General features: G+C 62.4%; 20 protein-coding genes and 1 tRNA gene. 9 read left to right on the top strand and 12 right to left on the bottom strand.

Annotation, left to right across the window (positions count from 1 at the left end; translation table 11 throughout):
* Positions 1 to 36 precede the first annotated feature (36 nt).
* Positions 37 to 513, top strand: a complete 477-nt coding sequence (locus tag ABLE86_RS14415) for an Lrp/AsnC family transcriptional regulator (RefSeq protein ID WP_348779665.1) — start codon at positions 37 to 39, stop codon at positions 511 to 513.
* A 14-nt stretch (positions 514 to 527) separates the two neighbouring features.
* Here ABLE86_RS14415 and argB read toward each other — a convergent pair whose 3' ends face one another.
* From argB to ABLE86_RS14395, 4 genes are all read right to left on the bottom strand, one after another.
* Positions 528 to 1,427, bottom strand: a complete 900-nt coding sequence (gene argB, locus ABLE86_RS14410) for an acetylglutamate kinase (protein ID WP_348779664.1) — start codon at positions 1,425 to 1,427, stop codon at positions 528 to 530.
* Between the two features lie 77 nt (positions 1,428 to 1,504).
* A complete protein-coding gene (gene msrB, locus ABLE86_RS14405; protein ID WP_348779663.1) occupies positions 1,505 to 2,005 on the bottom strand; it encodes a peptide-methionine (R)-S-oxide reductase MsrB in 501 nt (166 codons plus the stop codon).
* A gap of 90 nt (positions 2,006 to 2,095) precedes the next feature.
* On the bottom strand, positions 2,096 to 2,839 hold the full coding sequence (locus tag ABLE86_RS14400; RefSeq protein WP_348779662.1) for an anti-sigma factor: 744 nt from the start codon (positions 2,837 to 2,839) through the stop codon (positions 2,096 to 2,098).
* On the bottom strand, positions 2,824 to 3,363 hold the full coding sequence (locus ABLE86_RS14395) for a sigma-70 family RNA polymerase sigma factor (protein ID WP_348779661.1): 540 nt from the start codon (positions 3,361 to 3,363) through the stop codon (positions 2,824 to 2,826). The genes ABLE86_RS14400 and ABLE86_RS14395 overlap by 16 nt, the downstream gene beginning before the upstream one ends.
* 120 nt (positions 3,364 to 3,483) lie before the next feature.
* Between ABLE86_RS14395 and ABLE86_RS14390 the strand changes: the two genes are divergently transcribed.
* Entirely contained in the window at positions 3,484 to 5,019 is a 1,536-nt protein-coding gene (locus ABLE86_RS14390; RefSeq protein ID WP_348779660.1) for an amidase, read from the top strand.
* Between the two features lie 64 nt (positions 5,020 to 5,083).
* Here the strand turns inward: ABLE86_RS14390 and yihA are convergent, their stop codons facing one another.
* The 5 genes from yihA to rpmH form a co-directional block, all read right to left on the bottom strand.
* Positions 5,084 to 5,728 carry a ribosome biogenesis GTP-binding protein YihA/YsxC gene (gene yihA, locus ABLE86_RS14385; RefSeq protein WP_348779914.1) on the bottom strand — a complete coding sequence of 215 codons (645 nt, stop codon included), beginning with the start codon at positions 5,726 to 5,728 and terminating at the stop codon, positions 5,084 to 5,086.
* A gap of 23 nt (positions 5,729 to 5,751) precedes the next feature.
* Positions 5,752 to 6,390 carry a CatB-related O-acetyltransferase gene (locus tag ABLE86_RS14380; protein WP_348779659.1) on the bottom strand — a complete coding sequence of 213 codons (639 nt, stop codon included), beginning with the start codon at positions 6,388 to 6,390 and terminating at the stop codon, positions 5,752 to 5,754.
* Positions 6,391 to 6,604: 214 nt separating this feature from the next.
* Positions 6,605 to 8,410 carry a membrane protein insertase YidC gene (gene yidC / locus ABLE86_RS14375; RefSeq protein ID WP_348779658.1) on the bottom strand — a complete coding sequence of 602 codons (1,806 nt, stop codon included), beginning with the start codon at positions 8,408 to 8,410 and terminating at the stop codon, positions 6,605 to 6,607.
* A 9-nt stretch (positions 8,411 to 8,419) separates the two neighbouring features.
* Entirely contained in the window at positions 8,420 to 8,773 is a 354-nt protein-coding gene (gene rnpA, locus ABLE86_RS14370) for a ribonuclease P protein component (RefSeq protein ID WP_348779657.1), read from the bottom strand.
* 15 nt (positions 8,774 to 8,788) lie between these two features.
* The gene (gene rpmH, locus ABLE86_RS14365) at positions 8,789 to 8,923 is read right to left on the bottom strand and encodes a 50S ribosomal protein L34 (protein WP_209710588.1); all 135 of its coding nucleotides are present in this window, start codon (positions 8,921 to 8,923) and stop codon (positions 8,789 to 8,791) included.
* 371 nt (positions 8,924 to 9,294) lie between these two features.
* Here rpmH and ABLE86_RS14360 point away from each other — a divergent pair, with 371 nt between their 5' ends.
* The 6 genes from ABLE86_RS14360 to ABLE86_RS14335 all read left to right on the top strand — a co-directional run bounded on the left by ABLE86_RS14360 (position 9,295) and on the right by ABLE86_RS14335 (position 15,335).
* Positions 9,295 to 10,035 (top strand): TVP38/TMEM64 family protein, encoded by a 741-nt coding sequence (locus ABLE86_RS14360; RefSeq protein ID WP_348779656.1) that lies wholly within the window; start codon positions 9,295 to 9,297, stop codon positions 10,033 to 10,035.
* A gap of 56 nt (positions 10,036 to 10,091) precedes the next feature.
* Positions 10,092 to 11,519 carry an FAD-dependent oxidoreductase gene (locus tag ABLE86_RS14355; protein WP_348779655.1) on the top strand — a complete coding sequence of 476 codons (1,428 nt, stop codon included), beginning with the start codon at positions 10,092 to 10,094 and terminating at the stop codon, positions 11,517 to 11,519.
* A 26-nt stretch (positions 11,520 to 11,545) separates the two neighbouring features.
* A complete protein-coding gene (locus tag ABLE86_RS14350; RefSeq protein WP_348779654.1) occupies positions 11,546 to 13,024 on the top strand; it encodes a HAMP domain-containing sensor histidine kinase in 1,479 nt (492 codons plus the stop codon).
* A gap of 567 nt (positions 13,025 to 13,591) precedes the next feature.
* A tRNA-Arg gene (locus ABLE86_RS14345) sits at positions 13,592 to 13,668 on the top strand.
* A 666-nt stretch (positions 13,669 to 14,334) separates the two neighbouring features.
* Positions 14,335 to 14,901, top strand: a complete 567-nt coding sequence (locus ABLE86_RS14340; protein WP_348779653.1) for a hypothetical protein — start codon at positions 14,335 to 14,337, stop codon at positions 14,899 to 14,901.
* On the top strand, positions 14,874 to 15,335 hold the full coding sequence (locus tag ABLE86_RS14335; RefSeq protein ID WP_348779652.1) for a hypothetical protein: 462 nt from the start codon (positions 14,874 to 14,876) through the stop codon (positions 15,333 to 15,335). The genes ABLE86_RS14340 and ABLE86_RS14335 overlap by 28 nt, the downstream gene beginning before the upstream one ends.
* Positions 15,336 to 15,599: 264 nt before the next feature.
* Here ABLE86_RS14335 and ABLE86_RS14330 read toward each other — a convergent pair whose 3' ends face one another.
* Complete coding sequence (locus tag ABLE86_RS14330) at positions 15,600 to 16,076, bottom strand: hypothetical protein (RefSeq protein WP_348779651.1); 477 nt, start codon at positions 16,074 to 16,076, stop codon at positions 15,600 to 15,602.
* A gap of 646 nt (positions 16,077 to 16,722) precedes the next feature.
* Positions 16,723 to 17,187 carry a hypothetical protein gene (locus ABLE86_RS14325; protein ID WP_348779650.1) on the bottom strand — a complete coding sequence of 155 codons (465 nt, stop codon included), beginning with the start codon at positions 17,185 to 17,187 and terminating at the stop codon, positions 16,723 to 16,725.
* An 828-nt stretch (positions 17,188 to 18,015) separates the two neighbouring features.
* Between ABLE86_RS14325 and ABLE86_RS14320 the strand changes: the two genes are divergently transcribed.
* Entirely contained in the window at positions 18,016 to 18,510 is a 495-nt protein-coding gene (locus ABLE86_RS14320) for a hypothetical protein (RefSeq protein WP_348779649.1), read from the top strand.
* Positions 18,511 to 18,734: 224 nt separating this feature from the next.
* Here the strand turns inward: ABLE86_RS14320 and ABLE86_RS14315 are convergent, their stop codons facing one another.
* Positions 18,735 to 19,511, bottom strand: a complete 777-nt coding sequence (locus ABLE86_RS14315; protein WP_348779648.1) for a tyrosine-type recombinase/integrase — start codon at positions 19,509 to 19,511, stop codon at positions 18,735 to 18,737.
* Positions 19,512 to 19,606: the final 95 nt, after the last annotated feature.

Raw genomic sequence — 19,606 nt, 5'->3', positions numbered from 1 at the left:
TATGTTGGTTTCAAATATCGCGCAGTCGGAGTGAAAATGCCTCAATTCGACGAATTCGAGATCAGGATGATCGACATCCTGCAGCGCGACGGCCGCAAGTCCATCTCGGAACTGGCGCATGAAATCGGCCTGTCGAACACGCCCTGCGCCCGCCGCTTCGATGCGCTGCAGCAGGCCGGCGTGATCAAGGGTTTCAACGCCGCCATCAGCCGGCGCGCGGTCGGGCTGATGGTGGAGGTGTTCATCCAGGTGCGACTGGTGAGCCATAGCGACGACTCGCCGGAGCGCTTTACCGCGGCGGTACAGCGCATGGACGAGGTCTCGGCCTGCTGGACGATGACCGGCGAATATGACTTCCTGCTGCACGTGATGGTGCCGTCGGTGGACGACCTCAACGATTTCGTCATGCACCGGCTGATGCGCCTGCCGGGCGTGCGCGACGTGCACACCCAACTCGTGCTGCAGAACATCAAGGGCCCGGGCCATGTGCCGCTGGGCCATCTGAAGAAGTAGGATCGAGCTCGTTCTTACGGAACGATCAGCGTTCCGGCGCCGTGCTCGGTGAACAGTTCCAGCAGCACCGAATGCGGGGTCTTGCCGTTGAGTATGACCACGCCTTCCACGCCGCGCTCGATCGCCTCGATGCAGGTCTCGACCTTGGGGATCATGCCGCCGGAGATGGTGCCGTCCTTGATCAGCGCCCTTGCCTCGGCCACTGTCAGCTCGTCGATCAGGTTCTTGTCCTTGTCGAGCACGCCCGGAACGTCGGTGAGGAAGAGCAGGCGCGAGGCACCCAGCGCGCCGGCAATGGCGCCGGCGAAGGTGTCGGCGTTGATGTTGTAGGTGTGGCCGTCGCGGCCGGGCGCCACCGGCGCGATCACCGGGATCATCTCCGAGCGGGCCAGCAGGTCGAGCAGCGTGCGGTCGACCTCGACCGGCTCCCCGACGAAGCCGAGGTCCAGCACGCGCTCGATGTTCGAGTCGGGGTCGACCATGGTCTTCTTGGCCTTTTCGGCGAAGACCATGTTGCCGTCCTTGCCGCACAGGCCGATCGCCCATTCGCCCTCGGCATTGATGAGCGCGACGATCTCCTTGTTGATCGAGCCGGCCAGCACCATCTCGACGATCTCGACCGTCTTCTGGTCGGTCACGCGCAGGCCGCCCTCGAATTTGGATTCGATGCCCATCTTGGCGAGCATCGCGCCGATCTGCGGGCCGCCCCCGTGGACGACGATGGGGTTGACGCCCGACTGCTTCAGTAGCGCGATGTCACGGGCGAAGGCCTTGCCGAGCTCGTTGTCGCCCATGGCGTGGCCGCCATATTTCACCACCACGGTCTTGTTTTCGTAGCGCTGCATGTAGGGCAGCGCGGCCGAAAGAAGGTTCGCCTGCTCTGCCGCCTTGGCCGCAATGTCCGTCGATATCATGAGAGGCCCCCTTCGGATGGAAATCGGCGGTTACTTAGCGGCAAAGGCGGCAGTGGGCAATCGGCAAGCGCCGAAGCTCATGCTGTTGCGGGCCTGAATTTCAATGCCACGCCGTTGAGGCAGTGGCGCTTGCCCGTGGGCGGCGGGCCATCGTCGAAAATGTGCCCCAGATGGCCGCCGCAGCGCCGGCAATGCACCTCGGTGCGCGTCATGAACAGCGAGTTGTCCTGCCTGGTGCCCACCGCGTCCGGCAGCGATTGCCAGAAGCTCGGCCAACCGGTTCCGGAATCGAATTTCGCCTCCGAGGAATAGACCGCAAGGTCGCAGCCCGCGCAGTGATAGGTGCCCTTTCTCTTTTCATGGTCGAGCGGGCTGGAACCGGCGCGCTCGGTGCCTTGCTTTCGAAGCACGGTAAACTGCTCAGGCGTCAGGATCTTGCGCCATTCGGCTTCGGACTTGTCGACCTCGAATGTCTCCGCCCAGGCATGCTCCGGCCCGACGCCGCGCCGGAACATCACGGCACCGCCGGCTGCAGCCGCCATTGCGGCACCGGCCATTAGAACGCTGCGACGATTCATCTTCGGCCCTCCTTTGCGCAAGCTAAGCGAAATCCAATTCGAAGCGCCAATCAACTCCGATTGAGCGCCCAAGTCGACACGCCGCGACCGTCAGATGCCTTTAAGCTCGCCCGTCGCAATGATGGGGCCAGTGGGCTGGCCGGACGGAGAGCCGCCGGCAGGCTCAACGCTGATGGCGAGAGAAGCGCCGGCGACGAACTCCTTCTGGATATCGGGCGATATGGCGACATGCGCCGTGTCGCCGGCTGGCAGCAGGCCGACGGATACGGGCGCCTTCGCGTCCTGGATCACCCATAGCTGGAAATCATGGCCTTCTACCCGTTCCCCAGAAAGCCGCGACAGCCTGGCTTCGCCGCGCGGCGCATCGAAGACGGCGATGTAGCGGACCTCGCCACCCTGCCCGGCCAACGAAGCCACGAGGCTGATATCCGGCGGGGTGCCGGCGCGCATGTGAATACGGCCTATGGTCAAGGGCAGCGCAATCGCAAGGACGGCAAACGCGGCGGCGATGCCCCAAAGTTTGCGTCGCCGCGGCCCCGGCCTGGGGGCCGGCTCTGCATCGGCGGGCGGCGCAGGCTCGGGAAACAGCCGCCGGTCGATCGCCGCCTTCACGGAGGCAGGAGGCTCGACAACCGGATACCCGGACGCGAGGGGTGAGAAATGCATCGCCCATTTGTCCACCACCTGCGCGAAACCGCGTTCGATGTCGATGCGCGCCCGCACTGCCTGCCGCCTGTCGGCGGGCGTGACGCCCAGCACATACTCGGCCGCGATCAGCTCGTCGCCGACGTCTGCAGGGGCATCCCTGCCGAAAGGCCTTATCGGTCCAGACATTCCTTCAGCCTCAGAACGCTGTGGCGCAGCCAGGTGCGCATGGTGCCGGGCGGAACCCCGTGCCGCGCCGCCAGTTCGGCATAGCTATGGCCGCCAAGATAGGCTTCTCGAAGTGCCGTTGCGCGCTCCGCGTCCAGTTTTTCCAGGCATCGGCGGATGCGCGCGGAGGCGGCACCGGCTTCCAGCGTTTCCACCGGGTCCGCCGCGGAGGCTACGGAAGCGTCGGCGACTGCGGCATCGCCTGGCGGCCGCCCCTTGCTCCGGAGGCACTCGATGGCATGGTTGCGGGCAATCCCCACCAGCCAAGCCATCGGGCTGAGATCCGAGACGGCGAAGCGACCGGCCACCTCCCATACGCGGCAGAAGACTTCCTCCAAGGCATGCTCGGCTTCAGCCGGGTCGTTGAGCATGTGCAGGCAAACGCCGAAAAGCCGCGCGCTGGTCTGCCGGTACAACAGGTCGAACGCCTCCCGGTCGCGCATGCCAATGCGGACGATAAGCGTTGCGATATCTTGCTGGGCCATCGCCGCGTAACTAGGGCTCCACGCCTGATTTGCAACGACGAAGGCTCATCGGGGCGCGATTGCGAAGGTGGCGCATGCCCGCTAGGATTTCGCCATCGGCAATGTCTTGGGAGGGGTGGCATGTCGCTGGAATCCGTTCTGTGGGAGAACGACGCCACGGCGCTGGCCGGGCTGGTCAGGAAAGGGGAGATTTCCCCGGTCGAGCTGGTCGACGCCGCAATCGCGCGGGCGGAGCGTACGCAACCGCAAATCAACGCCACCGCCGAAAAGCTCTACGAAGCCGCTCGCAGCCGTGCCAGGAGCGTCGACCGCTCGCTGCCGCTGGCCGGCGTGCCGACCGCGCTGAAGGATTTGGGCATCGCCATGAAGGGCGTGCCGAACCATTCCGGCAGCAGGATGCCGCCCTTCGTGCCGGACTATGATTCCGTGCTCACGCAGCGCCTGCTTGCCGCCGGGCTGATACCCATCGTCACTAGCACCACGCCTGAACTCGGGCTGCGGCTGGTGACAGAGTCGGCCGCGTTCGGCGTGACGCGCAATCCGTGGGATACCAATCACATCACCGGCGGCTCGTCGGGAGGGGCCGCGGCACTTGTGGCAGCCGGCGTGGTGCCGGTGGCGCACGCCTCCGATGGCGGCGGCTCCATCCGCGTGCCGGCGGCCTGCAACGGTCTGGTGGGGCTGAAGACCTCGCGTGGGCGCATTCCGCTGACGCCGCTGGCCTCGGAAGCTTGGTATGGCTTCGTGGCGGACCATGCGGTGACGCGCTCGGTGCGCGACAGTGCGCTGCTGCTCGACCTGACCCATGGCCCCGACGGGCTGGCGCCCTACGCGGCGCGCCCGCCGCGTGGCTCGTTCACGGCCGCTGCCGCGCGCGACCCCGGCCGGCTGAGGCTCGCCGTCTACCGGCAGTCGCCGCTCGGCCTCGAAATCTCGCACGAGACGCTGGCGGCGCTGGACACCGCGGTCGCGCTGGCGCGCGAAGGCGGCCATTCGGTCGAAGAGATCGACCTGCCCTTCATCGGTCGCGACTTCATCGGCGATTTCGCCAGAACCGTCGCGTCCGCGGTAGCCGGCACCTTGGCTGGCGCAGCCCAGCGCACCGGGCGGCCGGTTTCCGGCGAAGTCGAGCGCGCCACGCGCGTGCTGGCCCGCTATGGCGAGCTTCTGTCAGCCGGCGAGATCTATGCCGGGCTCGAGCGCCTGCAGGCGGCCTCGCGGCAGCTGTTTGCGGAAACCGCCCGGTATGATGCGGTGCTGATGCCGTTGATCGCACACCCGCCGCTCAAATGCGGAGCAATGGACCCGAATGGCATGGACGCGTTTCTGGAGGACATGCTCGACAGACTGCGGCTGACGCGCCTGCTGCGGCTGAAGCCGCTGCTCGGCCAGCTTCTGGACAACAGCCTTTGGTTCACCCACTGGCCGGCGATCCAGAACGTTTCCGGCCAGCCCTCGATCGCGCTGCCGGTGCATGTCACCGCCGATGGCCTGCCGCTAGGCATACAGGCGGCGGGGAGGCCCGGCGACGAGGAGACGCTGTTGTCGCTGGCGGCGCAGATGGAGCGGCTTTCGGGTTGGCTCGACCGGCGTGCGCCGCTGCTGCGCCCCGCGCCGCTGGCCGGAGCGAGTCACAATCACGCCGAAGCGCTTTGACGCGATGGCACTTCGGCCGCGCTTGCGTGGCGGCCGCCACAACCGGGAACAGGTGCGCGCGGCCTCAGCCGCCGCGCACGGCAAGCGCGATCGCCTCGCGCAGTTCCTCCATGCCGTCGCCCTTCTCCGAGGAGGTGGCGATGATAGCCGGGAAGGCTGCCGGGCGCTTGCGGATCTTTTCCTGCGTCTCTGCAATCAGCCGCGGCACGCCCGCGGCCTTGATCTTGTCGGTCTTGGTCAGCACGATCTGGTAGGAGACCGCGGCCTTGTCGAGCAGGGACAAGACCTCCTCGTCGTTCTTCTTGATGCCGTGGCGCGAGTCTATCAGCACATAGACGCGCTTCAGCGTCACGCGGCCGCGCAGATAGTCGAAGACCAGCTTCGTCCAGGCATCCACCTGGTCCTTGGGCGCCTTGGCATAGCCGTAGCCCGGCATGTCGACCAGCGCCATCGGCGGCAGGTCGCCGTCCTTGCCGGAGAATCCGTCGGGCACGAAATAGTTCAGCTCCTGCGTACGGCCCGGCGTGTTGGAGGTGCGCGCAAGCCCCTTCTGCCCCACCAGCCCGTTGATCAGCGACGACTTGCCGACATTGGAGCGGCCGGCGAACGCGATCTCCGGCGGGCCTTCAGGCGGCAGGAACTTCATCGACGGCACGCCGCGGATGAAGACCCACGGTGCGTTGAAGAGGCTGCTCGCCACGGGCGGCAGGGTTCTGGATTCTGTCTGTTCGGTCACGCTGCTTGCTCCAGCCGGGATATGTCGGCGCCGCGTATGGCATCAAGGTTGCGGGTCACCTTGTCAACCGGCCAGTCCCACCATGCCACCGCCAGCAGGCGCTCCACAGTGTCGGGATCGAACCGGGTCTTCACCACCTTGGCCGGGTTGCCGGCGACGATTGCATAGGGCGGCACGTCGCGACTGACCACTGCCCGCGCCGCCACGATCGCGCCATGGCCGACTGTGACACCGGGCATGACCAGTGCTTCCATGCCGATCCATACATCGTTGCCGACCACGGTGTCGCCGCGCAGTTCCTGCGACCAGGTGGCCGGGTCGAAGCCCTCTTCCCAGCCGCTGCCGAAGATGTTGAACGGATAGGTCGAAAAGCCCGACATGGCATGATTGGCGCCGTTCATGACGAATTTCGCGCCCTCGGCGATGGCGCAATAGCGGCCTATCACCAGCCGGTCGCCGATGAATGGATAATGATGGAGGATGCATTTCTCGACGAAATGCTCCGGCCCGGCCGGGTCGTCGTAATAGGTGAAGTCGCCGATCTCGATATTCTCGGCGTCGACCAGGGGTTTCAGAAATCCGACGCGCGGATGAAGGGGCATAGGGTGCTTGATGTCGGGATTGGGGCCATGCATGGGCAGGTTCCGTCGTGAAAAGCTTCGCAAAGGGATGAAAACGAATGCGATCCGCTCTGGTGTGCCGACACCCGACGAAACGGATCCTGCCTAGCTGATCATCGAAACCACTCCTGCAGAGGCTCCTGTTTATCGGCCGCTACCGCCCGCGTCCATAGCCGGCAACGAAAAAGCCCCGGGCGATGCCGGGGCTTTCGAGAGGTCGGGGCGCCCGCTATTCGGCGGGCTTTGGTTTCTTCTTGAACATCCCCGCAAGGTTGTCCCACAGCTCGATCTTGGCGCCCTGGCGCTTCATGATCACGCCCTGCTGGATGATCGACAGCGTGTTGTTCCAGGCCCAGTAGATGACGAGGCCCGCAGGGAACGACGCCAGCATGAAGGTGAAGATGATCGGCATCCAGGTGAAGATCATCGCCTGCGTCGGGTCCGGCGGCGTCGGGTTCATGCGCATCTGCAGGAACATGGTGACGCCCATGATCAGCGGCCAGACGCCGATGTGCAGGAAGTCCGGCACGGCATAGGGCAGAAGACCGAACAGGTTGAACAGCGACGTCGGATCGGGCGCGGCCAGGTCGTGGATCCAGCCGAAGAACGGCGCATGGCGCATCTCGATGGTGATGTAGAGCACCTTGTAGAGCGCGAAGAACACCGGGATCTGCACCAGGACCGGCCAGCAGCCTGCAAGCGGATTGATCTTCTCCGTCTTGTAGAGCTCCATCATCGCCTGCTGCTGCTTCATCTTGTCGTCCGCGTATTTCTCGCGGATTTCCATCATCTTCGGCTGCACCTTCTTCATGTTCGCCATCGAAGCATAGGACTTGTTGGCGAGCGGGAAGAACACGGCTTTCACCAGAACGGTGGTGGCGAGGATGGCCAGGCCGAAATTGCCGAGCATCTTGTAGAGATTGTCGATGAGCCAGAACATCGGCTTGGTTATGAAATAGAACCAGCCCCAGTCGATCAGCAGGTCGAACTGGCGGATGTTGCGGTCCTTTTCATAGGCATTGATCTTGGCCACTTCCTTGGCGCCGGCAAAGACCAGAGTCTCGACGGTGCTCGACTGGCCGGGCTCGACGGTCACCGCGTCGCTCATGAAGTCAGACTGGTAGCGTGGGCGGCCATCGTCGAAATAGCTGAAGCGCGGCTGGAAGGGCTGCTTGGACGACGGCACCATGGCCACCGCCCAGTACTTGTCGGTGATGCCGAGCCAGCCGTCGTTCGACTTGCCCGGAACAACCTGCTTGTCCTTCTCGATCGACGAGTACTTGATCTCGTGCAGGCCTTCATCGCCGGTCACGCCGATGAGGCCCTCGAACAGCACATAGGTGCTGGCCACAAGCGGCTTGTCGAAGCGGATGACGCGGCCATAGTTCGAAAGCGAAACCGGCGCCGAGCCACCATTGGTCACAGTGTCTGAGACGGTGAACATGTAGTCGTTGTCGACGCTGATGGTGCGCTTGAAGGTCAGGCCCTTGTCGTTGGTGTAGGTCAGCGTCACCGGAGTGGCGGGCGTCAGCACCGCGTTGGGCTCCGCAGTCCAGACCGTGTCCGGCCCGGGAACGCTGCCGGTCTCGGCGTTTCCGACGAAGCCGATCTCGGCGTAGTAGCCGTTCGGCAGCGTCGACGGGTTCAAGAGGTCGATATTGGGCGAATTCTTTTCGACCGTGACGTGGTAGTCCTTCAGCAGCACGTCGTCGATGCGCGCGCCGGCGAGGTTGATGGAGCCGGAAATGCTCGGCGTGTCGATCTTGACGCGCTGGGCGGAAGCCACGGCGTGCTCGCGGCTTTGCGGCGCGGTGCCTTCCGCGCCGGGCACACCGGGAACGCCGCCCTGCGGCAGGGCCGGAATTTCACCCGACGCGCCGGGTTGCGTCGACTTCTGGGCCTGGACGTGCTGGGCCTCGATGCGGGCTGCTTCGCGCTCCTTCTCGACGCGGGGGTTCATGTAGAACACCTGCCACAGCGTCAGGATCAGCACGGAAAGCGCGATCGTGATTAAGAAATTCCGGTTGTTTTCCATCGAAAACCCTTAACGCGTTCCGCGAATTCTTCGGGAGATTTCGGCAGCAAGCTGCTCGAAGGGGGCTGTCAGAACGTCTTCCCGCCCCACGATCACATAGTCCTTGCCGGGCATCATGTCACCTGCGGCATGGACGCGAACCGCCTCCTTGAGGCGGCGGCGAATGCGATTGCGGACAACCGCATTGCCAACTTTCTTGGTCACTGTGAACCCGACGCGCGGCGCATCATTGTTGCCGCGGTCCAGAACTTCCAAGAGGAAAAGCCGCCCGCGTCGCTTTTCGCCACGCCGGACGGCCAAAAACTCTGCTCGCTTGCGAAGCCGCAGCGGAGACGGAAATTCTGTCTTGCCGGCATCCGGCAATGTCTCGTCTCTCGCTTAGGCGGAGAGCCGCTTGCGGCCGCGGTTACGGCGTGCGGCGATGACGGCACGACCGCCGGTGGTGGCCATGCGCGCACGGAAGCCGTGGCGGCGCTTGCGGACGAGTTTGGACGGCTGATAAGTACGCTTCATTTATTTTAATACCGCGGTGTGCGGCCCTTCTTAATTCTGTCACACGGTAACAGGAGCTATGCCGAGCCTCGTCTTGGACGCAATCGAAACCGCGCCGGACTTGTTGGCCCATGCGTGAGCGGGCTTATAGTAAAGATGCCCCCTGTGAGTCAATTGGCGGCTTTTGTGCCGTCAACATTGGCAACATAGTCACAAACGGGTGACCAGCCTCGCCAAGATGTTCAACACAGGGTGATATGACGGGTAGCGAGTTGTACCCGTCCACAAAGCTGCCCAACTGAGGAACACAACGAATTGGCCTCTTGCCGCGGCACGCTGTGCGGAACCATGATGGCAGCCGGGCTTCTAGCAAAGAGGCGACCAGGATAGACATGATCGAAGATTGCGACACGGGCAAGGGCGCGCCGGGACGCTGGCGATTTGCGCCGCTCGCAATCGTCGCGGCCGGTCTGGTAATCGGCTACGCGCTGGGCTGGCAGCACTATCTGTCGCTCGACTACCTGGCGGAAAGCCGACAGGTGCTGAAGGATTTCGCCGCCGACAACCCGGTTCTGGCGCCGCTGGGCTTCCTGGCGATCTATATCGGCGCGGTCGCCTTCTCGTTTCCAGCTGCATCGATCCTGACGATCTTTGGCGGGTTCCTGTTCGGCTGGCTTCTCGGCGGCGCGCTCGCCATTGTCGGCGCGACTGTGGGCGCGACGGCGATCTTCCTGGCGGCACGCTCGGCCTGCACCGCCTCCGTCAGGCGGCGCCTGGGCGGGCTGGGCGAAAAACTCTCCGCCGGGTTCGAACGAAACGCCTTCGGCTATCTTCTGGTGCTGCGGATTGCGCCGTTCATTCCCTTCTTCATGGTCAACATCGCCCCTGCCCTGTTCAATGTCAGGCTGGGCACCTATGTCGCCGCCACCTTCATCGGCATCATGCCGGCGGCCTTTGCCTATGCCTGGCTTGGCCAGGGCTGCGACAGCGTGCTGATGGCCGCGGAGAGCGCCGGCCAGCAGGTGACGCTGGGCGATCTGGTCACCCCGCAGATAACCATTGCCTTCATCGCGCTTGCGCTTGTCGCCGCCTTGGCCACCGTCGTAAGAAGGGCATGGGCGTCGCGCCTCTGACATTCATTTCGCAACGACGCCTGCCCGTATCCGCGTTCCGTGCAACAGGCGGGAGAATGACCAAGACGCTGACACCGGACATCTGCGTCATCGGCGCCGGCTCGGGCGGGCTGTCGGTTGCGGCCGCCGCCGCGGCCTTCGGCGTCAGCGTCGTGCTGGTCGAGCGCGGGAAGATGGGCGGCGACTGCCTGAACTATGGCTGCGTGCCTTCCAAGGCGCTGATTGCGTCCGCGCGGCAGGCGCAGGCCATGCGCAGCGGCCAGCCCTTCGGCATTGGCGCAGCCGAGCCCGAGATCGACTTCGCGGCCGTGCATCGCCACCTGCGCGACACCATCGCCGCGATCGCCCCCAACGATTCCGCCGAGCGCTTCACGGCGCTGGGCGTGCAGGTCGTCAAGGCGGAGGGCCGCTTCAAGGACCGGAGCACGCTGATGGCCGGCGACATGGAAATCTGCGCCCGCCGCTTCGTCATCGCCACCGGCTCCTCGCCGCTGATACCGCCGATCCCCGGCCTTGACGCCGTCGACTACCTGACCAACGAAACGATCTTCGACCTCACCGAAATGCCGGAACACCTGCTGGTAATCGGCGCCGGCCCCTTCGGCCTCGAAATGGCGCAGGCCTATCGCCGGCTCGGCGCGCAGGTGACGGTGGTCGAGGCGGGCGAGGCGCTTGCCAAGGAGGACAAGGAGCTTTCCGCCGTCGTGCTCGCGCGGCTGCGCAGCGAAGGCGTGGAGATCCGGGAGCATACCCGTATCGCGGCGGTGGAGAGGCGCGGCAGGCACGGGGTGCGGCTGCGCCTGCAGCCGGATGCACGCCCCCGCATCCTGGAAGGCACGCATCTACTGCTGGCCACCGGCCGCACGGCAAACGTCGCCGAACTGAGGCTCGACAATGCCGGCGTCAGGCACGATGCCTACGGCATCAAGACCAATGCCCGGCTGCGCAGCAGCAACCGCCGCATCTATGCCGTGGGCGACGCCGCCGGCTCGCTGCAGTTCACCCATGCCGCGAACTACCACGCCGGCCTGGTGGTGCGGTCCATACTGTTCCGGCTGCCGGCAAGCGAAAGGCGCGACATCATTCCCCGCGTGACCTTCACCGACCCTGAAATCGCCCATGTCGGCATGAGCGAGGCCGAAGCCGCGCGGGCATATCGGGCCATCCGCATTCTGCGCTGGCCCTATTCGGAGAACGACCGGGCCCATGCCGAGCACCGCACGGACGGCCACATCAAGCTCGTGACCAGCGGCAGGGGCCGGCTGCTCGGCGTTTCCATCGTCGGCCTGCACGCCGGCGAGATGATCAATTTCTGGGCTCTGGCCCTGGCGCGAAAGATGACGGCGCGCGACATCGCCAGCTATGTGGCGCCGTACCCCACCATAAGCGAAATTGGCAAACGTGCCGCCGTCGCCTACTTTATCCCGACGACGCGCAACGCGCTGGTGCGCCGGGTGGTGGGCCTGCTGCGCATGTTGGGCTGAAGGGCGCCTGGAGCAGCGAACGCCAGATGAGTGGCAATGCAGTTACCGATGTCGGCACGGAGGCGGCCCGCACCGTGCCCCTGTCGCGTGGGCTTTCGGCCAAGCTGGTCGCGCTGACGATCATTTTCGTGCTTGCGGCCGAAGTCCTGATCTTCCTGCCTTCGGTGGCCAATTTCCGCCTGCGCTGGCTGGAGGCGCGTCTCGGCACCGCTGCCACCGTTTCGCTGCTGCTCATCCAGAACAATCCGCCCGATCTGCCGCGGCAGGTGCAGGACGACGTTCTGAAATCCATCGGCGCCAGGGCGATCGCCGTGCGCGACGGCGGCGTGTCGCGGCTGCTGGTGGTTTCGGAAATGCCGCCGCAGGTGGACGAGCATATCGACCTCGCCCACACCAGGCCGCTGGAAGCCATGCGTGCAGCGCTGGATACACTGTTTTTCGGCGGCAACCGCATGCTGCGCGTCTTCGGGCCGGTCGGCGACAGTGACAAGGAATTCCAGCTCATCATTCCCGACGACATGCTGCGCAAGGCGATGCTGATCTATTCGCGAAACGTCGCGTTGCTGTCGCTGCTGATCTCGCTGTTTACGGCAACTGCAGTCTTCTATGCCATCAACCGCATCATGATCCGCCCGATCCGCGACATGACGCGATCCATGCTCGATTTCTCGCAGGCACCCGACGACCCCGCACGCGTGATCGTGGCCGAAGGCCGCGCCGACGAGATCGGCGTGGCCGAGCGGGAACTCGCCGGCATGCAGCAGCGCCTGCAAAAGACGCTGAGCGAGCAGAAGCACCTTGCCGATCTCGGCCTTGCCGTGTCCAAGATCAATCACGACATGCGCAACATCCTGGCCTCCGCGCAGCTGATGTCGGATCGCCTCGGCCTGGTCAAGGACCCCACGGTGCAGGCGCTGGTGCCAAAGCTGGTGCGGGCGCTCAATCGCGCCGTCTCCTATTCGGAAGGGGTCCTCACCTATGGCCGCACGCAGGAAGCGCCGCCCTCTCGCCGGCGCCTGCGGCTGCGCCAGACAGTGGAGGACGTGCAGGGGCTTCTGGGCATCGAGCCTGGCGGCGACGTGGAATTCGTCAATGCGGTGGACCCGGACTTCGAGATCGACGCCGATTCGGAGCAGCTGGTGCGCGTGCTCACCAATCTGTGCCGCAATTCCGTGCAGGCCATGGCCGCCGACAGCGAAGGCGCCATCGTCAAGCGGCTGACCATTTCGGCCGAGCGCAACGGCAGCGTCAGCCGCATCCTGGTGGCCGATACCGGCCCCGGCCTGCCGCAAAAGGCGCGCGAAAACCTGTTTTCAGCCTTCCGCGGCTCGGCCCGCAGCGGAGGCACGGGGCTGGGCCTGGCGATCGCCTATGAGCTGGTGCGGGCCCATGGCGGCGCGCTGGAGCTGGTGGAAAGCGTAGGCGGACGCACGGTGTTCTCGATCGCCATTCCCGACCAGCCCGTGCGCCTGGAAGAGGCGCGCAGCTTGCGCCGCCCGGCGTGAAGGCAGGCGCGGGCAGCGCCGGCAGCCTCCATGGCGCGTTTCCCTCTCCGCAGCTCCGCAGCCGGGTGATTCGGCTCTTGACCGGCCGGCCGGCGCCCGAAACGGCCGCTCGAGCATGAAGGCATGGCGAATCGCTGCATCCCGGCGGCCTGGCAGCCCGCTGTCCGGCCCGGCTGGCGCCTGAAACTGCGGTGAGAAAAGGGCGCATGACGAATCGCTGCATCCGCGCGGTCAATGCAGCCCGCTGCCCGGCTCGATCTGACAGCCATCGGCCATCCAATGCAGCGATTCGGCGCCGCCGCCCAGGCATGCACCGCAAGGGCGCGACATTTGCGAAACCGCGCCGACGTGATGCCCATGGCCCTTGCGACGCCAAGAACTCCGACATTTCTGCCTGAAAGGCGTCTCGGGCCGCCACCATCGGGACTGCCCGGCAACATTTGTGGGCAAGCAAAAAGTTTTTCGGACGGTGCTTGCATTTCCTCGTTTCAGCCGCTAGTTAGCACCATCTCTTCGCGACCGGAACAAACGCCGGTCAGCGGCGATCGCCGAAAAGCGATCAATTGCGCGCCCGTAGCTCAGCTGGATAGAGCACCAGACTACGAATCTGGGGGTCAGAGGTTCGAATCCTTTCGGGCGCGCCATTCCTTGATATTCCACGAACATTTCTGGTTTTAGGACCCTTTTCGGGCCTACGTTAGGACACCCCTTTCGGACACATTTTTTTGGGGGCTGCTGGGTAGGCGAAGCCGGATCGCACCCGTTTGTACGAATCGGTCGATGGCTGCCGAACCCGCGATTCCCGGCTTGCCTCACCGGGGACGCCCTCGCGGTGTGTCCGCAGCGTGTCTGAGGGGCGCGGTTCCCGCGCCAACAGGAAGGTGGGATTTTCGACGTAACCGAGAAGGCAATAGGTCTTTGATCTGCTGGTCCCGATCAGGACCTGTCCACCCCATAAATTTTCATCAGTAAACCGGCCTGTTGGGAGCCGAGGGCCTCGGCCTCGGCGGGAGACAGCCGGTTCCTCGAACGAGTGCGAGCCTGTCGAGTACTCGGTCGGGGAGCAAGGACTTCATCATCTTGCCTCCGGGACCGACGCCAAGGCGTCGCCCCCAACGATTGGGACGACGAGCCGTGCGGCTGCGGGCCTCGCCCAAGGGCTCGCGTCCTCGCCTTCGGTCCTCGCCCCAATCGACTTCGATTCCTCGGTCTGAAGTTCGTCCTGATAATTGTGTCCGCAGGAATAATATAGATATCAGGTACGCAGCGGACGTATTATGAAGAATGTAATTTTTATGGAATTAATTTGAGTGATCAAAGTTAAAGTTCTCACAGGTATGCCCGGATCGGGCAAGACAAGGAAGATGATCGGGGACATAGCAACGCGCAAAGGCCGGTATGTATTTGCGACCAGCCGGATTGATCTGATCAACGAGCGCATTGACGACCTGAGGCGGCAGGCTGCGGCAGCCGGAACCAGTCCAACGATCCGTGTGATTCATGGCGAGACCGGCAGCCGCCTGCCTGTGCCCGTCGAGATCGCGGATGCGCCCCACCTGTACCAGCACGAGGAGCATGTCGTCGTGCTGATCACACACGAGGGCATGATGGCGGCAAACCTCGACGGCTTCGTCGGGTGGCACATCTTCATCGACGAGACCCCGGCAGCCGTCACGTCGAACACGTTCGCGGTGCCCGCCACGGCCACCTATCTCGAAGCCGCCTATGATCTCGTCCCCCTCGACGGGACCGGGTGGTCGCGGCTCGTCCTGACGCCATCATCAAGGACGAGTTCCTCAAGGGCCTTGCCACCCTCGACAAGCGGGCGCGCTCCTCTCAGGGCGTCTACGTGGACATCGACGACTGGGCAAAGGTGAAGGGGAGCGCCCGTCGCCTGATGTGGTGGTCGGCGTGGACGCCCGCCGAACTCGCGGCCTTCAAGAGCGTGACCATCGCGGGCGCGGGCTACCTCCACAGTCTCGGCTACAAGGCCACGCAGGCATGGTTCGAGGAGAAGGTGTGCTTCGAGGTCGAGGAGGTCGTTGCCCCCGAACGCGCCCGCCCGTTCAGCAAGGCGTTCCTGGCTCCAACCACGCCGGGAGCGCAATATTTTAACCCGTTCCGCAAAGGTGTTTCCTCGCGGGAGCCCCGCGAAACGCAGATCGAGTGCGGCACAAACGGAAGCAAGCAGAGCGACGGTGCCATTGCCTCGGCTCTCGATCTCCCAGATCGCGTGGAGGCTGACTCCTGCCTTTCGTGCGAGTTCGGTCTGGGTAAGGCCGGAAGAGGTCCGCGCTTCGCGGATGAATGAGGGAAAGTCCATAACGTTTTGGATCAATTAATTCGTGCGAATCGTGGGTATGTGCGGGAACGCATCGCTGGAATTTGGTTTTCAGGCAAGCAGGTCAGGGGAAATCTGGAAGTTCCCTCGATGAGCCGTATCTGGTGGCAGGAGTTTAGGGCTGCGACATCGATCCCGAAGGAGCCAGTGCCCTCATCTTGAGCTATCTTCAGCGCGAGCCTGGGAGATGAGCGCTTCGATCTGAAGGGGCGGCGTGCCGCCCCCAGGGGCTATTTAGGCCGCTTGCGCAACCGGCTGCTCTTCCTCGATGACACCATATTGGGTCTGGACCCGCCGCAGGAATTCATCGGACTGCGCCTTCGTGAGATATACGTTCTCGACAGGGTGGCTATCGGGCCAAAGCGTACTCGGTGTGATTTTGCACAGGAACCATCCCGAGGTGCGGCGCTCGATCCGAACGGTCGTCGTGCGAGCGGCGTATTTGTACGCCTTGGCGAGCACCCGTCCTGACTGTTGCTCGTACTGCGTTCCCTTCCACAGCTTCTTCGGCAATTTGTCGGTCAGCCACTCCTCGGCTTCCGCCACAATCGTCTCAATTTCCGAGTAGCGGTCGAAGCAATGCTGCCAAGCCCGGCCATTCACTTTTTCAAGCGCCTCTTCGATTGCCTGCCGGTTTTCGGGCGAAATCTTAATTGCCTTCCGGAGCGCCAATGAATTCTGGTTGCTCGCTATCTTGTTAGATTTATTCATTTCCGTTCTCTCAAATGTCTTTTATAATTTAAATAAATATTTTAAAATATTAGCCGGATAAAACGCGGCTATTTACAAAGTCTACTAATGCACGCTTAGATGAAATAATTTTAAAAGCAAAAACTGCCTCGTGTTATTTTACTGATGCGTCCTTTCTCTTTGGCGCGGCGGGTTGGCTTCAATGCCCGTTATCTCTCACGATGGGTTGCCGAACGTCAATTGCCCAAGCCCAACTGCTCGAACTTCTTCTCACATGCGATCATCGCGGCGATGCCGGGGGCATTGTTGAACGCTACGAGTGGAAGTTTATCTGATCTGCTTACGAGTTCTTTTAATTATAGCTCGTAGCATGAAGCGCATGATCCGAGATCGACAGAGTCCAGCGGCTGATGAATCGCGTCAAGGAAAGGTACAACAGGCGCGCTGCTGAAAAGCGTTTTGAGCGCGTCTATGAAACCGTCGAAGGTAATAGATGCATCTATTGCGGAATGCCTAGTGACGGGAAGTATGATCACCAACCGCCCGTTTACGTTCTGCACAGGTTCGCGGATGGTGGACTGGTCACCCAAAAGGCGATCCGGGAACACTTCGGTCAATGCAAAATGGTACCCTGCTGTAGCATCTGCAACATGGGGTTGGGTGCCTATTACGGCTGCGATGACAATGATCGAAGACGGGAGATCGTGAATTGGTTTCTTGCCGATGAACGATATCCAGAAGACAAGCTCACCCTCAACGTATTCGAGGTAACCGCTGCCGGGGTCTCGTCGATCAAGATGTGCCACCCGGCGAAGCCGTCGAGGTTCGCCCCCATCATGCCCTCATGAGTGATGAGCACGACGACGTGCTCCTCATGCTGGTGCAGGCTGGCCGCAGCCTCGATCTCGGCCAACACGGGCAGGCGGCTGCCGGTCTCGCCATGGATCGGGTGGATCGTTGGACTGGTCCCGGCTGCCGCAGCCTGCCGCCTTAGGTCGTCAATGCGTTCGTTGATCAGATCAATGCGGCTGGTTGCAAATACATACCGGCCTTTAAACGACGCTATATCACCGATCATCTTCCTTGCCTTGCCCGATCCGGGCATACCTGTGAGAACTTTAACTTTGATCACTCAAATTAATTCCATAAAAATTACATTCTTCATAATACGTCCGCTGCGTACCTGATATCTATATTATTCCTGCGGACACAATTATCAGGACGAACTTCAGACCGAGGAATCGAAGTCGATTGGGGCGAGGACCGAAGGCGAGGACGCGAGCCCTTGGGCGAGGCCCGCAGCCGCACGGCTCGTCGTCCCAATCGTTGGGGGCGACGCCTTGGCGTCGGTCCCGGAGGCAAGATGATGGAGTTCTTGCTCCCCGACCGAGTACTCGACAGGCTCGCACTCGTTCGAGGAACCGGCTGTCTCCCGCCGAGGCCGAGGCCCTCGGCTCCCAACAGGCCGGTTTACTGATGAAAATTTATGGGGTGGACAGGTCCTGATCGGGACCAGCAGATCAAAGACCTATTGCCTTCTCGGTTACGTCGAAAATCCCACCTTCCTGTTGGCGCGGGAACCGCGCCCCTCAGACACGCTGCGGACACACCGCGAGGGCGTCCCCGGTGAGGCAAGCCGGGAATCGCGGGTTCGGCAGCCATCGACCGATTCGTACAAACGGGTGCGATCCGGCTTCGCCTACCCAGCAGCCCCCAAAAAAATGTGTCCGAAAGGGGTGTCCTAACGTAGGCCCGAAAAGGGTCCTAAAACCAGAAATGTTCGTGGAATATCAAGGAATGGCGCGCCCGAAAGGACACACGTAATCGTCCCAAGACGGCCTCCCAACCATCTGAAATAGTTGCACTTTCATCGTCTCTGCCTACTCTCGCCCGAACGTCACGATGCTGTGGGCTGGAAACAGTGTCCAAGCTACAGAACAGTACGTCAATGGAGATGAAGATGTTGAAAGCGAACTTCCTGGCTATCCTTTTGGTGGCTAGTGGCCCGGCGTTGGCAGTCGAAACCGACCAGAACGACATCCTGGATTGGACCTATCTGCCGGACCAGCGGACCGCAATCCTCGGCGTTCCGGAAACGGACTACAACATCATACATCTGAGTTGTGCCCCAGGGGGCATTAAAGTCGCCCTTACTGACGTTGACGGGATCGCAAAATCGAAAATGCGGAAGCGGACGACCCTAGAGGTTGAGTTCTCAAATAATGTAACAGAATTCGACAATGTAACGCTAAAGGGAAGCATCGTGTCCATCCCGAATGAGGCCGAGGGGGCCTATAATGAATTTGTAACTATTGTTCCGACAAACCACTTTTTCTTTACTGCCTTGGGTAGAGGCCACTCGTTCAAGATCATCGGCTCGAAAGCACCGGAGCGTGATCTTATGGGCGCTTCGAACTTGCCTTGGAAAAAATTGCTTAAGGTCTGTCGGAGATGACCCTTGAGCATCGGGGCCGAAGAGACCAAACCTAATGCAGGCTCATATTTCAGCATCATCGCGACCCGAGCGGAAACCAGCAACAATGAATCATCCACCAAAACTGAACGGGTATACGTGTGAGGACCCGTGTCATCGCACGGGCCAATAACGCGTAGGCGACCCGTCATGTCACACGCACTGTGGAGAGGTTGGATTGTCAGATACACAACCAGCCTTCCTCCCTAATCTGCCAAAAGAGGGGCTGACGGTGATCGCATTCCAGCGAACAGGAACGAGAAATCGAGCAGGTCGATCTGCTTTTTGAGGAAGATTACGTCATCCTTCAAATGCAGGTAGTGTTCCTCGGAAATGTCGCCCGGCTTATGGCCCGTGATAGCATTGAAGGTTGGCTTCTGGATGCCTACGACATAGGCGGCGTGCTCGAAAGTTTTCCGTAGGCTGTGGACGGTGAGAGTCCTGCTTTTGCCTAGAGCTTCATCGATCTCACGGTTGAGTCTCGTGCTAGGCGAGCCGCCCCAACGCTCCGCCGTTGACCGATATCGGAGTCGCGGAAAGAGACGATCCTCGCAGGCAGCGACGTACTCCAGCAATCCAAGGTCGATTAAGTGCCGATGCAGGGGGATGTATCGGAGATTGTGCGGGCTTTTAACTTGGGCTTCGTGAAGGTCGATCACGGGAACTCCATCCCGAGTCGTGATCCACTCTGCCCGGAGTTGAGCCATCTCCTCAAGCCTTGCGCCCGTGAGGAGCAGCAGACGCGGCACCCATAGCATGGCGGTTTCTTTCCGCTCTGTTCGGTCGAAGAGGCGCGTCAGTTGATCCGCATCGAACCGCTTATAGCTCTTTCGGTCCGCCATTACGGCATACCTGTCCGGTCCAAGTCCCCGGAAGGGGTTTCTCGCGATCAGTTCGCGCTCTAGGGCAGCGTTACAGACGGTGGAGAGGACCCCGATTACCTTCTTCCTCGTGCCGATTGATGGCAGGTCGAGGGCACGCACGAAACGCTCCGCATCCTGGCGAGAGATGTCTTGGACTTCCTTGTCGCCGATGCTTGTCACAAATCGGCGGATCGCAGCCTCTATGTCCAGCCTTG

Origin of the sequence: Mesorhizobium sp. KR2-14, from assembly GCF_040049255.1 — a bacterium.
In the GTDB taxonomy this organism is placed as follows: domain Bacteria; phylum Pseudomonadota; class Alphaproteobacteria; order Rhizobiales; family Rhizobiaceae; genus Pseudaminobacter.
This window is presented reverse-complemented; position numbering and strand designations above follow the sequence as displayed.

Coding starts and splice junctions, on each gene's coding strand:
- ABLE86_RS14415 (WP_348779665.1), top strand. CDS start 37: ATGCCTCAATTCGACGAATTCGAGATCAGGATGATCGACATCCTGCAG.
- argB (WP_348779664.1), bottom strand. CDS start 1,427: ATGATATCGACGGACATTGCGGCCAAGGCGGCAGAGCAGGCGAACCTT.
- msrB (WP_348779663.1), bottom strand. CDS start 2,005: ATGAATCGTCGCAGCGTTCTAATGGCCGGTGCCGCAATGGCGGCTGCA.
- ABLE86_RS14400 (WP_348779662.1), bottom strand. CDS start 2,839: ATGTCTGGACCGATAAGGCCTTTCGGCAGGGATGCCCCTGCAGACGTC.
- ABLE86_RS14395 (WP_348779661.1), bottom strand. CDS start 3,363: ATGGCCCAGCAAGATATCGCAACGCTTATCGTCCGCATTGGCATGCGC.
- ABLE86_RS14390 (WP_348779660.1), top strand. CDS start 3,484: ATGTCGCTGGAATCCGTTCTGTGGGAGAACGACGCCACGGCGCTGGCC.
- ABLE86_RS14380 (WP_348779659.1), bottom strand. CDS start 6,390: ATGCATGGCCCCAATCCCGACATCAAGCACCCTATGCCCCTTCATCCG.
- yidC (WP_348779658.1), bottom strand. CDS start 8,410: ATGGAAAACAACCGGAATTTCTTAATCACGATCGCGCTTTCCGTGCTG.
- rpmH (WP_209710588.1), bottom strand. CDS start 8,923: ATGAAGCGTACTTATCAGCCGTCCAAACTCGTCCGCAAGCGCCGCCAC.
- ABLE86_RS14360 (WP_348779656.1), top strand. CDS start 9,295: ATGATCGAAGATTGCGACACGGGCAAGGGCGCGCCGGGACGCTGGCGA.
- ABLE86_RS14355 (WP_348779655.1), top strand. CDS start 10,092: ATGACCAAGACGCTGACACCGGACATCTGCGTCATCGGCGCCGGCTCG.
- ABLE86_RS14350 (WP_348779654.1), top strand. CDS start 11,546: ATGAGTGGCAATGCAGTTACCGATGTCGGCACGGAGGCGGCCCGCACC.
- ABLE86_RS14330 (WP_348779651.1), bottom strand. CDS start 16,076: ATGAATAAATCTAACAAGATAGCGAGCAACCAGAATTCATTGGCGCTC.
- ABLE86_RS14320 (WP_348779649.1), top strand. CDS start 18,016: ATGTTGAAAGCGAACTTCCTGGCTATCCTTTTGGTGGCTAGTGGCCCG.